The organism is Paenibacillus cymbidii, from assembly GCF_004764705.1.
In the GTDB taxonomy this organism is placed as follows: domain Bacteria; phylum Bacillota; class Bacilli; order Paenibacillales; family NBRC-103111; genus Paenibacillus_AN; species Paenibacillus_AN cymbidii.
In genome coordinates this window covers 738,072-752,209 of record NZ_SHLX01000001.1, presented here as the reverse complement: position 1 = coordinate 752,209, position 14,138 = coordinate 738,072, and the positions used below count along the sequence as shown (strand labels likewise).

General features: G+C 61.1%; 11 protein-coding genes. 2 read left to right on the top strand and 9 right to left on the bottom strand.

The annotated features are described in order from the left end of the window. Positions 1–624: 624 nt before the first annotated feature. On the bottom strand, positions 625–3,774 hold the full coding sequence (locus EXY20_RS03305; protein WP_135547541.1) for an alpha-amylase family protein: 3,150 nt from the start codon (positions 3,772–3,774) through the stop codon (positions 625–627). Between the two features lie 145 nt (positions 3,775–3,919). On the opposite strand from EXY20_RS03305, the gene EXY20_RS03300 reads away from it, so the two are divergent. Beyond that, entirely contained in the window at positions 3,920–4,954 is a 1,035-nt protein-coding gene (locus tag EXY20_RS03300) for a LacI family DNA-binding transcriptional regulator (RefSeq protein WP_135547539.1), read from the top strand. Between the two features lie 75 nt (positions 4,955–5,029). On the opposite strand, the gene EXY20_RS03295 is transcribed toward EXY20_RS03300, so the two are convergent. From EXY20_RS03295 to EXY20_RS03270, 6 genes are all read right to left on the bottom strand, one after another. Continuing rightward, entirely contained in the window at positions 5,030–5,497 is a 468-nt protein-coding gene (locus EXY20_RS03295) for a GNAT family N-acetyltransferase (RefSeq protein ID WP_135547537.1), read from the bottom strand. A 322-nt stretch (positions 5,498–5,819) separates the two neighbouring features. Continuing rightward, entirely contained in the window at positions 5,820–6,695 is an 876-nt protein-coding gene (locus EXY20_RS03290) for a hypothetical protein (protein ID WP_135547535.1), read from the bottom strand. After that, a complete protein-coding gene (locus tag EXY20_RS03285; protein WP_135547533.1) occupies positions 6,689–7,798 on the bottom strand; it encodes a hypothetical protein in 1,110 nt (369 codons plus the stop codon). The genes EXY20_RS03290 and EXY20_RS03285 overlap by 7 nt, the downstream gene beginning before the upstream one ends. A gap of 88 nt (positions 7,799–7,886) precedes the next feature. Then, a complete protein-coding gene (locus tag EXY20_RS03280; protein WP_135547531.1) occupies positions 7,887–8,135 on the bottom strand; it encodes a hypothetical protein in 249 nt (82 codons plus the stop codon). Positions 8,136–8,427: 292 nt separating this feature from the next. After that, on the bottom strand, positions 8,428–8,706 hold the full coding sequence (locus tag EXY20_RS03275) for a DUF2277 domain-containing protein (RefSeq protein WP_135547529.1): 279 nt from the start codon (positions 8,704–8,706) through the stop codon (positions 8,428–8,430). A 75-nt stretch (positions 8,707–8,781) separates the two neighbouring features. Further along, on the bottom strand, positions 8,782–11,559 hold the full coding sequence (locus EXY20_RS03270) for a calcium-translocating P-type ATPase, SERCA-type (RefSeq protein WP_135547526.1): 2,778 nt from the start codon (positions 11,557–11,559) through the stop codon (positions 8,782–8,784). Positions 11,560–11,809: 250 nt separating this feature from the next. On the opposite strand from EXY20_RS03270, the gene EXY20_RS03265 reads away from it, so the two are divergent. Next, positions 11,810–12,106 carry a hypothetical protein gene (locus EXY20_RS03265; RefSeq protein ID WP_135547524.1) on the top strand — a complete coding sequence of 99 codons (297 nt, stop codon included), beginning with the start codon at positions 11,810–11,812 and terminating at the stop codon, positions 12,104–12,106. 114 nt (positions 12,107–12,220) lie between these two features. Here the strand turns inward: EXY20_RS03265 and EXY20_RS03260 are convergent, their stop codons facing one another. Together EXY20_RS03260 and EXY20_RS03255 are read right to left on the bottom strand one after the other, a co-directional pair. Continuing rightward, the gene (locus EXY20_RS03260; RefSeq protein ID WP_135547522.1) at positions 12,221–13,504 is read right to left on the bottom strand and encodes a hypothetical protein; all 1,284 of its coding nucleotides are present in this window, start codon (positions 13,502–13,504) and stop codon (positions 12,221–12,223) included. After that, a complete protein-coding gene (locus EXY20_RS03255; protein ID WP_135547520.1) occupies positions 13,494–14,051 on the bottom strand; it encodes an RNA polymerase sigma factor in 558 nt (185 codons plus the stop codon). Before EXY20_RS03255 ends, EXY20_RS03260 begins: the two co-directional genes overlap by 11 nt. Positions 14,052–14,138: the final 87 nt, after the last annotated feature.

Here is a 14,138-nt window from a genome sequence, read left to right as displayed (position 1 = left end):
GCAGGCGGCGGAGAGACAAGCCGGTTTTTGGAGCAGTCGATTAACGGTGTATACCTTCGGGAAAGTACAGAGAGCCGCATATGGTCGAAAAATCATACAGATAAGCAACGTCCGCACCAAAGCCGTAGGTTATATTCGAAAATTTATTCAGCCACTTGGGTAGCCATTAATCTCTTTTGTGTTCGCTCAAGTGAAAACTGTCCAGCCTCTTTTTTGCTCCGATCCGGACCGCGGCAGCGAATAAGCCGGTTTTTCCGGCTTATTTCATCTAAATTACAGCTGTGATAGCGTACTCTGCCTACTTCATGACAGTCGTTTGGAGATTCACTTGTTGTTTACTTCTGTGCAGGAAACGAAATGGCTTCGACTGCCTGGCCCAAACACCTCATCGGCTCGCATAGGCAGAAACATTCCCAAATGAAGCCCGGTCCGCTTCGTGAGCAGCTTATTTTGTCGCCCCGCCCCTTCCACGGAGCGAATCAACCAGTGACATGTAGATCAAGCGCTTACCCTTCCGTGTCGAAAATCGGCGATTCCGCAACGTCCGTGCCGGGCGTTGCGGCATTTTCTGTCGCATCCTGCGCTTCCCCGGGAAATAAACGGCGGGAAATGACTCCGCCGGCGTTATCCCACCTCCACGTCGACCTCATCCGGACGATAAACCGCAAGCAGCTCGCCTTGCCGGCCGGCGGCAAACAACACGGAACGTTCGCTCTCCACCGTAAAAGCGTACGTTTTGCCGGTGGCCCGGTCCTTCACCTTAACCTCGGCGGCGAACCCGCTTTCCGACACAAAAACGAACAGCGCCCCTTCGGCAAAAGTCAGCTTGCGGCCGTACAAACCAGGCAGTTCCCCGCCCGCGAGCCATTCCAGCTCGGTCGTTGCGCCGGCAAGCGCAAGCGCATGGCGATAAACGGCCGCAGTCGTGGCGGTGCGCCGGTTCAGCTCCAGCGGCAGCGGGCACCACAGGATACGGCCTCGGCCGACCTCCGCTTCAACTAGCGCGGACCGTCCGCCCGCCGTGCCGCCGGCCAGCTGCTTCGCGCTGTCGGCGATGCGGGAGCCGCCGAACGACAACGGCAGCACGGCGCCGTTCAGTTCGAGCGCTTCCTCGCGCAGCAGGTTGACGACTTCGCCCGTGCGCAGCAAAGGAACAAGTCGCGCTGCAGGACGCCAGTATTCGTCGAGCCCGACCGGGCCGGTCAGCAGCAGCGTGCCGCCGGACGATTCGATGTGCGCCAGCAGCCGGTTCAGCGCGGCGTCGCTGAAATTGTGCGGGCTCGGCACCACGATCAGCTTCGGCGGCGCGGCATCGAGCGCATCCAGCTGGTATTCGCCGACGCCGCGCGGATGCACGTTCATTTCGTACGCCAGCGTGCGGACGGCGGCCGTCGTCGCTTCATAGGCAAGCGGCCGGCTGGAGAAATCGTTGGCGTAAGGGAACACGACAGCCACGTCCTCCAACACCCGCTCGCGGAACAACGGCGCCGCCGCCTTCATGAACGAGCCGTAATCGTAGGACACGTTTGCCTCCGGCTTTTCGCTCCCGTCCGCACGCAGCGCCCCGATGTTCGATTCGTTTACGTTGTTCATATAGAAATTCGTGTTCCAGATCCACTGCACCGCCCCGGCGCCGCCGGTCGCAAACGCGTACGCATACTTGCGCTCGAGAATGCTGCGCAGCTCCGCTTCGCTTCGTTTGGCCCGGCCGTCGGGCGTTTCGACGTACATGATGCCCGTCTCCTGGATCAAATTCGGCTTCCCTGCCTCTTTGCCGAACACGCCGTCCCAGACGAGGTCGTCCATGTTCCACCACGTATGCACCGTCGTGTAGTCGACCGCTTCCGCATAGAAGAACGGCGACGGCCGTTGCCCGCCGAGCCCTTCGTCCTGGCCGACCGTCACCAGCTGCTTCGGCTGAATCGAACGAAGCGCACCCACGAGCTGCGACGCCCAGCGGTTGTGCATCGCCATCGTAAACAGCGTGTAGTCGAGCCACGGCCCGCCTCGTTTGGCCAACCCTTCCGTCGTCCGGAACGGCACGTCCTTCGGCTCCGGCAGCCGCACGGCGGCAAACGCCGGCAGTTCGTCCGGCGTCATGTTCCACTTCGCCTGCAGCGCTTCGATCGTGCCGTGGCGATCCTGCAGCCACGCAACGAACGCCGCCAACTCGAACCGGTCGCCGCTCGTGCGCGGCCCGCTGAAAATCCGCTTCGGATCGAACATCGACGGTTCGTTGATCAAGTCCCAATGCACGTTTGTCGTCTGCGCGTGGCGTCCCGCGACCGAGGCGATGAACCGTTTCTGCGCTTCGACGCTGCGCGGGTCGAGATACGGGTTGACGCCTTCCCAACCTTCCGGCGTAAAAGCGAAGAAATTGAACGTCACTTCCAGTTCATAACGTTTGGCCGTCAGAATGAAGGCGTCGATCGCCCGCAGCGCCTCCTCCGAAACATGGCCGTCGACGAACATCACCTGCCGCCAGGCTGTCCAAATGCCGGTGCGAATCAGATTGATGCCCGCCCGCTTCATCTGCGCCATGTCGCGGTCCCAGACGGCGGCGTTCGGCAGAAACAGAAACTTGCGCGCCACGTCGCTCGTCATGTAAGTCATGCCGACGATCGGCACCGGCTGTCCGCCGCGCACGAAGTAGTCGCGCCCGCAAGAGAGCCTATCGCCTTGCCGCAACAGTTCGTCATCGAAGCCCCAGAAGCCTTGGCGCAGCACGCGCCGTTCCCCGTCCGCCGCAGACAGCACCTCGCATTCCGCAATATAAAATCCGGCCTCCAGCGTCACCGGAACCGGCACGCGCAGCTGCGTCAGCACGGCGCCGACTTCGCATTCCCGCTCCGTCTCCCACACCGGCGCGAAGCCGCTGCCGTCTCCCGGCTCCGGCGTTTCGCTTGCCGCCGCCGAGCTTGCCGCTTTCAGCACGCGCAAGCGCAGCCGACATCGTGCCACCTCTTCTTTCCGGCTGCCAAGCCGTTGCCCCTGCAGCGTCAGCACCGCCCGTTCGCCCGGCTCGTACGAAGCGTAGTTCGGCTTCAGCCACAGCTCCGTCACCCCGGATGCGGCGTAGTCGGCCCATTCGCCAAGCGCATCCGCCCCGCCGCCCGACCAGAACGGCTCGCGCACCGCCTGATTGACGAGCACCCACCGTCCGCCGGCAAAATCGCCCTTCGTATGCTCCAGCAGCACGGCAGGAGCCGCAACTTCGCGGCGCAGGCCGCAGCCGCTGATGCCCTTCAGCAGCGGATAAATATGCGCGTCCATCGGACCGCCCGAGCCAAGCTCGCCCGGTTTGTCTTCCGTGCGGGTGACATGCAGCACGAGTCCGTACGTCGGCTCGACGGTGAACAAGCTTTCGCGTTCCGCCATCAACGGAATGTCGGCGTTGGCGGAAAGGGAAGCCATTGGCGCGGGATCGACCGGCAGCGCCTCGTGAATGTGCAGCTGCTGGTGATACGCCGTCTGCTCCGGTTCGGGCGCCCATTGCCCTTGCACGTCGTTGACGGGGATTTTGAACGGAGCGCCGCCGATGACGACAAGCCCTTTGCCGCCGCGCAGATGGGCCAGCACCGCCGTCCAGGCCGCCTTCGGAAAATAAGCGCCGTGCAGGTGCACATAAACGTCCGCATCGGCCAGGGCAGCGGCAAGCTCTGCCGCTCCGGCGACATGGCAGCGGGCGCGCAGCTTCTCCAGCGCCGTGGCGGAAGGCCTCTCCCCCGGGTATGGAAAATCGGCATCGTAGAAAACGACAATACGGCTTGGCAAATGAATTCCTCCTTGAATGGAAACAATGGACTTAGTATCATTTTGTTAGGTTGGTTAGGTTGCGAAGGTGCCGATCGCGCCCATAATCTACGCTTCCGCTCCGGAATAGTCAATAGCCAATCGATGCAGCGGAGGTGCGATTCCAATGGCAGGCAAAATTACGATGCAGCACATCGGCGACAGGCTCGGCGTGTCCAAATATACGGTATCGCAGGCGTTGTCGGGCAAGCCCGGCGTAAGCGAAACGAAGCGGCGGCAAATCATTGCCCTTGCCCGCACGCTGGGCTACCGCCTGCCGCCGGAGTCAATGGCCCGACCCGCCGACGACGAACCGGCCAAACTTGCAGCCGGTTCCGGTTCCGGCGCCAAAACACTGCTGATCTGCATGGCAAAAGAGCACCGCGAAGAACCGACGTTCTGGAAGCGTGTGCTCGACGGTTTGTACGGCGCTTGCCGCGACTACGGCTGGTCGCCGCATATGGTCGAACCGGGCGATCCCGTTGCCCTTGCCGCCGGCGGCATCGTCGTCGTCGGGCGCGTATCCGTCGCCGATTTGCTTGCGCTTCGCCCCTTGGCGCTGCCGACGGTGCTGCTCGATCACGAAGAACCGCTTATCGAAGCGGACGTCATTCTGAACGCCAATCTGGAAGCGGCGCGCACCGCATGCCACCATTTGCTCACTGCCGGGTGCAGGAGGATCGTGTTGATCGGGAGGGACAGCTTTGCCGTCAGCTTCAAGGAGCGCTGGTGGGGCTGCCGGCTGGCGGCGGACGAGTGGCGGGCGAAGCGACCGGAGGAAGCGGCCCGGCTGACGAAGTGGACGATCGCGTACGGCGGCCCTCCCGCCGCTTGGGAGACGCAACTGGCCAAGCGGCTGGACGGCATCGCGCCGGGTGACGAACCGGACGGCATCCTGTGCGCCAACGATCAAATTGCGCTGAAGCTGCTGCCGCTGCTTGCCGCTCGCGGCATTCGCGTTCCCGGGTCTTGCCGCGTGGTCGGCATCGACAACATTACCGCTGCCGCCGGAGCCGAACCGCCGCTGACGACCGTGGCGCTGGCGAAGGAAGCGCTCGGCCGGCGGGCGATCGAAGCGCTTGAACGCAAACGGAGCAACCCCGGCAGCGTAAGCGAAAAAATCATTTTATCCGCCCGATTGATCGTCCGCCGCTCCGGCTGAACTGACAAAACCCTTCCCCGCCGCTCTTGCGAACGGCGAAGAAGGGTTTCGTTCCGGTTTGGCAAAGATCGTTTGTCAAAGGAAAGCCATATAGACCCGTTTGCCTGCGAGCAGCTCGAACCCCAGCCTTTCGTACAACGCGCGCGCAGTTGCATTGTCTTCATCCGTCTCCAGCTGCAGCCGGCATGCTCCTTTCAACTTGGCAATGGCGAACGCGTGCTCCATCAACTGCCTGCCGATACCGCCGTTCCGGTGCCGGGGCGAAGTGTATAGCGCTTCCACCCGAAGCACGGGTCCCCCTTTTGACGAAAAGCTCCACGCGAGCATCATAAACCCGACAAACTCTTGCTCCAGCTTGGCTACAAAGCATTGTGCCGTTTCGTTCCGGAGCAACCGGAACAAAGCGCCTTCCGCATCCTCCAACTGGCTGCGCGTCAATTGCTTTTCCGCCTCTTCGTCGGCTGCATCGGTCCAATAACCGGCAAGCAGCCGCGCGACCGAAGCGGCGTTCTCCTGCCGCAGCGAAATGATAGCCAGGCTCATGAACGACCCTCCCCCGTAAGTACTCGCCATTATAGCCTAAATCGGAGACGATCGCCATAGCGTTAATATTAAGCCATGTTTCATTGGCTATTGCGCCCAAAATGGCTCCCCATAACAAAATAGCCAGTGAAATCGCTGGCTATTTCGCGGAAAAATCCAAATTCGGGGCTGTTGGGTCACAATAGCCAGTGTTTTCACTGGCTATTTTCGCCGCAGCAGGCGAAACCCGGCAAATAGGCCATTTTTCATGGCCTATTTGCCGGAGAGCGGCCACCAAGGCCCATCGCCTGGCTACCGCGCCGCCCCGCCTGCCCTTTTCCCCTTACGGCATCTGATTCACCTTAACAAACAGCGGCGTTTCGCTGACGTTGATCGTCACGGCGCCGTTCCGGATCGTCAGGCTGCTGGAGACGCCGTCGGTGTCGTTGTTCGCCAGCGCGATTTGCGTTGCCCTCGTGGGGCTTCCTCCCAGGCTGAGCGAATAGCCGCTTACCGTCGTTCCGTTAGCCGTGTGGCACCAAACGACATACACGCCTTCATTGCTCGTCGCGCTTTTGAATTTGTAAATCCACACATTGGCGTTGCCTGACGCCTGTTCGCCGACATACTTCATGCCGGTTAACGCATTCCGCATCGTGTACACATAATACCAGGACGGTTTTTTCGTCCAGTCGTTTTTCGGCCCGACCATGCCGGAGGTCGAATACTTCTGGCTCGACGTGCCGGCGTCGCGCAGCATGTACATCATCGAGCGGTCGATGCCGGAGGCGGCCAGCGCCAAATACGAGCGGACGAGCCAATCCGCCTGCACGTCCTTGTTCGTCTTCGCGCCGATCGTCGGCGCTCCTTGGGTCGAGGACGGATGCGTATCGTAGCCGAATTCCGACACCCAGATCGATTTGCCCGGCAAGTTGACGTTGCGGTACGCAACAAGCTCCTCGGCCGCTTCCTTCATCCCGCATGCCTCCGGACTGATGCCCTTCGTACCGCTCGTACAGTACGTGTGGAAATTGAGCACGTCCGCCGGGAAGGAGCCGTCGCTGCGGTTGTAGTCGGTCCATACTTTCATCGCCTGCAAATAATCGAGCCGGTAGCCGGCAAGCCCGCCCATCACGACGGTGACGTTCGGATCGGCCGTCTTCATCCCGAACGTGTTGCCCATCGTGCCGTTATGGCCGTCGTAGTCGGCGCTCAGCATCGCCGCGTATTCGTAAGGCGCCCAATACGCTTTGCGGTCGCCCCAATCGCCGTTTTCCTCGTTCCAGTCCTCGACGTAATGAACGCGTCCAGACCGCTGACTCGCGGTTGGCCGGCGTCGAGCTTCAGTTTGCCGTCGGCCACGGCGGTGCTGCCGTAACGGGCGACGAACTGGAACAAATGATCCGCGCGCGAGGCGTAAGAAGCCGGGTTGGTGGCGCTTTGACCGGTCGGCACGACCCAGGGCGTATTGTAATCGTTCGTGCCGAGCCAGTTCGTCATCCAGCCGGGGGTCGCCTTGTGGGCGGGGCTGACGAAATACCCGGCGTTGATCATATCGGTATAATACGTGTCAAAATCGGCCCCCGAACTGGACGGATTGAAGCTGTTCAGGTCGTTCGGATACGTGTTCGCCAGATCGGCTTCCCAGTCCCAGTTGTGGTATTCGCGGATGACCTTCAGCACGTCGAGGGAATCGCCGGGATCGAGCGTATCGTCAAAAAACGCGTTCATCCCCATAAACTCCTCCATCACCGGCCGGGTCGTGCCGACCGGCGTCGGCGGAGCGGGCGGTTCTTCGATCGGATAGCCGTAAACAACCACTTCCTTGACGATCGCCCCGGCATTGGCGAACGTAAATCGCAAGTAGCGCGTATCCGCATTGACGTTGTTGTTTTTCCACAGGTTGTTGCCGACGAGGTTGTCGGTGAACGCCGCCGTCCAATTGAACGGCTCGCCGGTGGAAACGGTAAACGCATTCGTTGCCGATCCGTTCGTATCGTAGAAGTACACTTTCGTAATATGATACTTGGCGCCAAAATCGAGGAAAGCGGAAGCCGGCAGCCACCAGCTTTCGGTTTCGTGCGGGGCGGCGTACTTTTTGCCGAACAGGTACCAGCCTGTCGTCGGAGCGCCGCCGGTTCCGTTCATCGGATCGCCCGCCAGCGTCTGCTCGTCGATCAGCGTGCCGGCGTTCTCGTGAGCGATTTCGTTCACCAGCATCGACGGCGTCAGCGTCATCTTCTGCGCGACCGCCCCCGACGTCGTGCCGCTGGCCACATTGGAGAGCGCCGATTCATTCGGCTGCTCGTCGCTCGTCTTCATCGCAAAATAGTACGTAGTGCCGTAGCGTCGCCTCCCGAACCGTATACCTGGAACTCATAAGCGCTTGCCCAGCCGGTGCTCGCACCCGTTACGGTGTTTGCGGATACGTCGGGCCGACAGCCGACCAGCGCGTCCCGGTCAATTCGCCGTCGTTGGCATTGCCGGGCGGATTGGAGCCCTGATTCGAGCTCACCGCCACCGATTTGCCTTGCGAGAGCAGCACTTCCGCCGCATGCGCCGGAAGCGAGCCGAACCATACTCCCGCCAGGCATAAGACGAACACGCCGACCAGCAGCCATACCGGTTTCAGACCGAACCTTGTTAAGCCCACTTGCACGTTACATTCCTCCTTCGATTCGAATGCCTTTTTGAAAACCATCGTCTGCCATTCGGCCCCGATGCCTTGGGACAAGCCCCCTTTCCGCCTGCCATTCGCAAAGCAACTTCATTATAGGCAATCGGCTCCGCGGGAACTATTGCCTTCTATTGTGTTTCCTGATCTTTCGTTAAGCAGTTGTGTAAACGGCTCCGGTCATCGACGGCACATGGGCAAAAAAAAACCGCAATGCCGTCCTCGCCCGTTCGGGCAGAAGCGGCACTGCGGCATTGCGGCTCAAACCAAGTTGAGATTATCGTTTGACCGTTCCGAATCGTTGCACATTCCTCGCCTTGGCCCTGGCGATTTCGACGTCGCGGTTGCGCGGCTCGGCATTCGTCACGAGCGAGTCCAGCAGCTTGCGGGCCGCTGCGGCCACTTCTTCGACGGCTTGGTGAAACGCCGCTTCATTCGCCTTCGACGGCGATTGAAAGCCGGACAGCTTGCGCACGAACTGCAGCGACGCCGCCCGGACCTCGTTGTCGGTGGCCGGAGGGTCGAAGTTGTACAGCACTTTGATGCTGCGGCACATGTCTGGCGGTCTCCTTTCGCGAACAGGGATATATCCCAGTTTACACGATCCGCGCCCCACTGCGCCATCTCCCGCTTACTTGACCAGCGTCCGCGATCCGTAGCCGAGCTTCTTCGCCGTTGGTTTGGGCTTGTGCATCACGCTGCCGAAACCCATCAGGAAGGTCGGAATGCCGGCGAATACGAGCACAACGATCCATTCCTTCCAGTTCAGCGGCACCGTCTTGAAAATTGTTCGCAGCGGCTCGACATACATGACGACCAGCATCAGCACTAGCGATGACAGCACGGCCAGCACCAGGTAGCGGTTCTGCAGCGGGTTGCGGTGGAAAATCGAACGCGAGCTGCGGCAGTCGAACACGTGGATGAGCTGCGCCATGACGAGTGTTGCGAACGCGATCGTTTGCGCCTTGACGAGCGTGTCGGCCGTGTCCGGACCGCGATAAAGCACCAGGCAGAACGGCGCCAGCGTGCAGATGCCGATCAGTATGCCGCGGCTGATGATTTTCCAGCCGAGCCGGCGGGCGAAAATGTTTTCCTTCGACGAGCGCGGCTTGTGCTGCATCAAATCTTTCTCCGCCTGGTCGACGCCGAGCGCCATCGCCGGCAAGCCGTCCGTTACCAGGTTTACCCAAAGGATTTGAATCGGCACGAGCGGCAGCGGCAGCCCCATCATCATCGCAAGGAACATCGTCAAAATTTCGCCGACATTCGAAGCGAGCAAATAGCGGATGAACTTGCGAATGTTTTCGTAAATGCCGCGCCCTTCCTCGATCGCCGCAACGATCGTGGCGAAATTGTCGTCGCCGAGCACAAGCGCCGACGCCTCCTTCGACACGTCGGTGCCGCTGATGCCCATCGCGATGCCGATGTCGGCCGCCTTGATCGCCGGCGCGTCGTTGACGCCGTCCCCCGTCATCGCCACCACATGGCCGCCGCGCTGCAGCGACTTGACGATGCGCAGCTTGTGTTCCGGCGAAACGCGGGCGTACACGTACACGTTGTCGACCGCCGCGTCGAGCTCGGCGTCGTCCATAGCGGCCAGCTGCCGTCCGGTCATCGATTGCGCTCCCGGAGGCAGCATGCCGAGCTGCCTGGCGATCGCTTCCGCCGTCGCCTGATGGTCGCCGGTAATCATGACCGTGCGGATGCCGGCCTTTTTGCAAGTGGCGATCGCTTCGCGCACTTCCTTGCGCGGCGGGTCGATCATGCCGGCAAGGCCGACGAACACGAGCTGCGATTCCGCCGTCTCCTCGTCGTCGAGCGACTCTCCCGGCTTGGCGTCGCGATAAGCGAAGCCGAGCACGCGCAGCGCCGCTTTCGCCATGCCTTCGCTTGCGGCCATCACCTTCTGCCGCAGCGTGTTCGTAAACGGGATCACCTTGTCGTCCCAAAGGATATAGCTGCAGAGCGGCAGCAGCACGTCCGGCGCGCCTTTCGTACAGATGATCGCGCCTCCCGGCTGCGATGCGACGACCGACATGCGTTTTCTTTCCGAATCGAACGGGAACTCCGCTTTGCGCGCATAATGCGGCTCGAGCGACTGCCGGCTGATGCCGGCCTTGGCGCCGAGCACGACCAGCGCCCCTTCCGTCGGGTCTCCGGCGATGCTCCACACCGGCTTGGCCGGCTCCTTCGCCTTCTTCTTCCCCGCTTCGGGCACCGACTGCGTCAGCGACGCATTGTTGCACAGCACCGAAATATGCAGCATCTTGCGCAGCATCGGCTGGGTGCGCGGCTCGACGGCTTTGCCCTCCAGCAGCATGGCGCCGGTCGGCTCATGCCCTTCGCCGGTTACCTCGAGCAAATCGCCGCCTACCCACACGTGGGTCACCGTCATTTTATTTTGCGTCAGCGTTCCCGTCTTGTCGGAACAGATTACCGATGCGCAGCCAAGCGTTTCCACCGATGGCAGCTTGCGCACGATCGCATTGCGCCGGATCATCCGCTGCACGCCCAGCGCCAGCGCGATCGTGACGATTGCCGGCAGCCCTTCGGGGATAGCGGCGACGGCCAAACTGACGCCGGCGAGGAACATGCCGTACGGCTGCTGCCCGTGCAGAATGCCGGCGACGACAACCATCACCGTCAGGCCGAGCGCCACGACGATAAGCGTTTTGCCAAGCTGCTCCAGCCGGTGCTGCAGCGGCGTTTCCATCGCTTCGGCGCTTTGGATCAGGCCGGCGATTTTGCCCATTTCCGTGCTCATCCCGGTGCGCACGACCACGCCTTTGCCGGTGCCGCGCGTCACCATCGTGCCCATGAATCCGAGATTGCGCTGGTCGCCGGCGGGAAGATCGGCGCCCGCCAGCGGCTGCGTATGTTTGCTGACCGGCACCGACTCGCCGGTGAGCGCCGATTCTTCCGCATACACGCCGTTCGTTTCGATCCAGCGAATGTCCGCCGGCACCCGGTCGCCGCTCTCCAGCAGCACGATATCGCCGGGAACCAGCTCTTTGGCAGGCACCTGCTGCACGGCGCCGTCCCGCACCACCTTGGCCGATGGTGCGGACAGTTCCTTCAAGGCGCGCAGCGACCGCTCCGCGCGAAATTCCTGGACGAAGCCGAGAATGCCGTTCATGACGATGATGGCAATAATCGTAATCGCGTCCAGGTATTCGCCGAGCAGGCCGGAGACCAGCGTCGCCCCCGCCAGAACAAGCACCATAAAATCTTTGAACTGATTGAGCAGAAGCACAAGCGGCGAGACGGATTGCCCGTCCGACAGCTCGTTGCGCCCGTTCTTCTCGCGCCTGGCGATCGCCTCCGCCTGCGACAGCCCCGTCTCGGCCGCCACTTGCTGCGCCTGCAGCGTCTCCTGCGCCGACAGGTTGTGCCACTGATTCGCATCCATGTTCCGTTTCCCTCCCGAACGGTCGCTTTCTGCATTCCGGCCGGACGGCGAAACCGCCGGACAGACTGCCCTGTCGCCAATGTATGCAGACAAGCCGAAAAATAGCACCCGACTCCGGTTGAAGTCGTTTTTTCCCTGGCGATGATTCCGGTTTCGCTTTATCATTAAGGAATGAAAATACAAGCGGAGGGATTTGATGTGTACGACAACAACAGCAGCAATATCGCCGTTCGCCAGTGGCGGGAAACGGATGCCGAAACGATATCCGCCGCATTCCGCCAGCAGGGCTGGGAGAAGCCGGCGGAGCAATACCTCCGGCAGCATGCTGATGGACCGGGCGGAAGCGACGATTGGCGAACGCTCGCCGATTGCCGGACTCGGCGTCGGTCTGTTCAGCGATTACGGGGCCGCGCAAGTGTTGTACGGCAAGCGCGGTTATATCCCCGACGGCAACGGCATTTACTGGAACGACGCCTACGTGCGATATGGCGAGCAAGTCGTGGCAGACGACGATCTGAACCTGTTTCTGGTCAAAATGCTGCGGTAGCCCTCATCCCGGGCAGTGCAAATAACCCCACGGAGTGGGGCCGGTCTGTTGCGGGGATCATCGGTGCCTTTCTCGCGATCGGCTCGTCATCGAAGCTGCCATCAAACATACGTCTTAACGCAAATTTGCTCTTGCCTGGGCAATCCAATCCTCGGCATATTTGGCCGTCGCCCATTGCGCCATAATCATCGTTTCGCCCGGATTCAGATCGATGCGCAGCGACATATCGGTGGCAACCCCGTTGTCCGTAAACGGATGGACGAAAATATACTCCGACGTCACGATTGCGATCATGTCGCGGTCCGGAGACGTCATGGCATCCACCGCCGCCGGGCGGGCTGCCTTCACATCTTTCCAATCGACGTCCATCTCGTCGTACGAAACGACGGAATAAGGCAGCTTCAAGTTCACATCGGCCAGCACGTAGGAAGATACGCGGCTGCTGGCGGCGCGCTGGGTTACCGCTACTTGCGGCTCCCAGGAGCCGCGCTTGCGGGCAACCGCCCAGTGGTCGCCGTTCACTTCCGTCTCCATGCCGAGCTCGGTCAGCACGCTCGAACCCTCCATAACGGCAAGCGCCGACGCAGCCGAATCGCCAAAAATATCGCGCAGCGACACATGAGGCTCGTCCGCTGCCGCGGAGCGCGCCGCGTTCAGCTGGCGAATTTCCTTCGTCCACACCGTGTCCGTCCGGGACGTCGTGTTGCCCCGCTTCACCTGATCGCTTTCCCCTACCGAAACGTACTTGTTGCCGACGTACAGCAGCTTCTCCTCGTGCTTCACTTCTTCGTTCGGGTCGTCCGCCGGCCAATCCGCCGCCGCTTCCGCCTGCCCGCGCACCGGCGCGGCCGTTAACGCGTGAAGCACGTCGGTGCTCGTTTCTTTCGTTTTCGTGCCGATGCGCCAAAACTGCTGGCCGTAAGGCATCAGAATGCCTCCGCCTTCGGCCGCCGTCAGCAGCTTGCCGCCGCGTTCGGCGATCAGCAGCGTGCGGTAGGTGCTGGATTCCGTTTGACCCAGCGTGCGCCGGCTGTCCTTCTCCGTATGGTCGGTGCGCAGACCGAGCAGCAGCACCGAACGGACCGGCAGCGCCGGCAACGGCTCGAAGACGGCGGCTGCGCTTGGCGCGGCAAGCGGTTGCTCCGTTGCGGCCGCCTGCTCGAACGGAACCTTGACCGTTTCTTGCTTAAGTCGCGGTGCGATAACGAGCAAGCCAATGAGGACAAGCGCTGCAGACCCGATCAGCGGCAGCCGGCGTCTCGGCAGCGAACGACGACGATCGATCGCTTCGCCGATCCGCCGTTTCAGCTCGGCGTCGACCGACTTTTCGGCAAACGGCGGCTTCGCCAGCTCTTCCCGCAACGATTGGTCTTCCGACCTGCTGTCGTCAAGGCTCAAGACGTTCACGCTCCTGCTGTTTTAACATTTTCATTCGCGCATGGTGCAGCCGCGACCGCACCGTTCCTTCGCGAATGCCGAGCACATCCGCCATCTCCTTCATCGACAATTGATGATGACCGAACAAAATCAGCACTTCCCGGTATTTCGCCGGCAACTGCAGCACTTGCTCCCAAATGTCGTCGATGGTCAGCTTATCCATCGTTTCCTGCTCGGCGGACGCCGTTCGTGCGCTGGTCCGAATCGTATCGACGAGCGTCACCCGCCGCAAAAACGCCGACCTGCGATAATCGAACGCCGCATTGCGCGTTATCGTAAGCAGCCACGTTTTCACAGACGCTTCGCTGCGGAATGTAAACAAGTTGCGGAATACTTTGAGAAACACTTCCTGCGTTATATCGTCGGCCTGCTCGCGCTTGCGCACGATGCTGAAGGCGTAATTCCACACGTCTTCCCCATAGGTCGTCATCAGGTCCACGACGATCGCCTTGTGATCGCTGCTGCTCGTCATCGTCTTCAAATAATTATAATCCACGTCGATGGCCATAATTTCACCTCTCCCCCATTTAGACGTTGCATCGCCGCAAAAAGTTGTATCGTTTTGCATCATTTCGGGAAAAAATCGTTGCGATTC

Bases quoted from the DNA above. Each gene is read 5' to 3' on its own strand.
- EXY20_RS03300 (WP_135547539.1), top strand. From the start codon at position 3,920: ATGGCAGGCAAAATTACGATGCAGCACATCGGCGACAGGCTCGGCGTG.
- EXY20_RS03295 (WP_135547537.1), bottom strand. From the start codon at position 5,497: ATGAGCCTGGCTATCATTTCGCTGCGGCAGGAGAACGCCGCTTCGGTC.
- EXY20_RS03290 (WP_135547535.1), bottom strand. From the start codon at position 6,695: ATGCTGAGCGCCGACTACGACGGCCATAACGGCACGATGGGCAACACG.
- EXY20_RS03285 (WP_135547533.1), bottom strand. From the start codon at position 7,798: ATGAAGACGAGCGACGAGCAGCCGAATGAATCGGCGCTCTCCAATGTG.
- EXY20_RS03275 (WP_135547529.1), bottom strand. From the start codon at position 8,706: ATGTGCCGCAGCATCAAAGTGCTGTACAACTTCGACCCTCCGGCCACC.
- EXY20_RS03270 (WP_135547526.1), bottom strand. From the start codon at position 11,559: ATGGATGCGAATCAGTGGCACAACCTGTCGGCGCAGGAGACGCTGCAG.
- EXY20_RS03265 (WP_135547524.1), top strand. From the start codon at position 11,810: ATGCCGAAACGATATCCGCCGCATTCCGCCAGCAGGGCTGGGAGAAGC.
- EXY20_RS03255 (WP_135547520.1), bottom strand. From the start codon at position 14,051: ATGGCCATCGACGTGGATTATAATTATTTGAAGACGATGACGAGCAGC.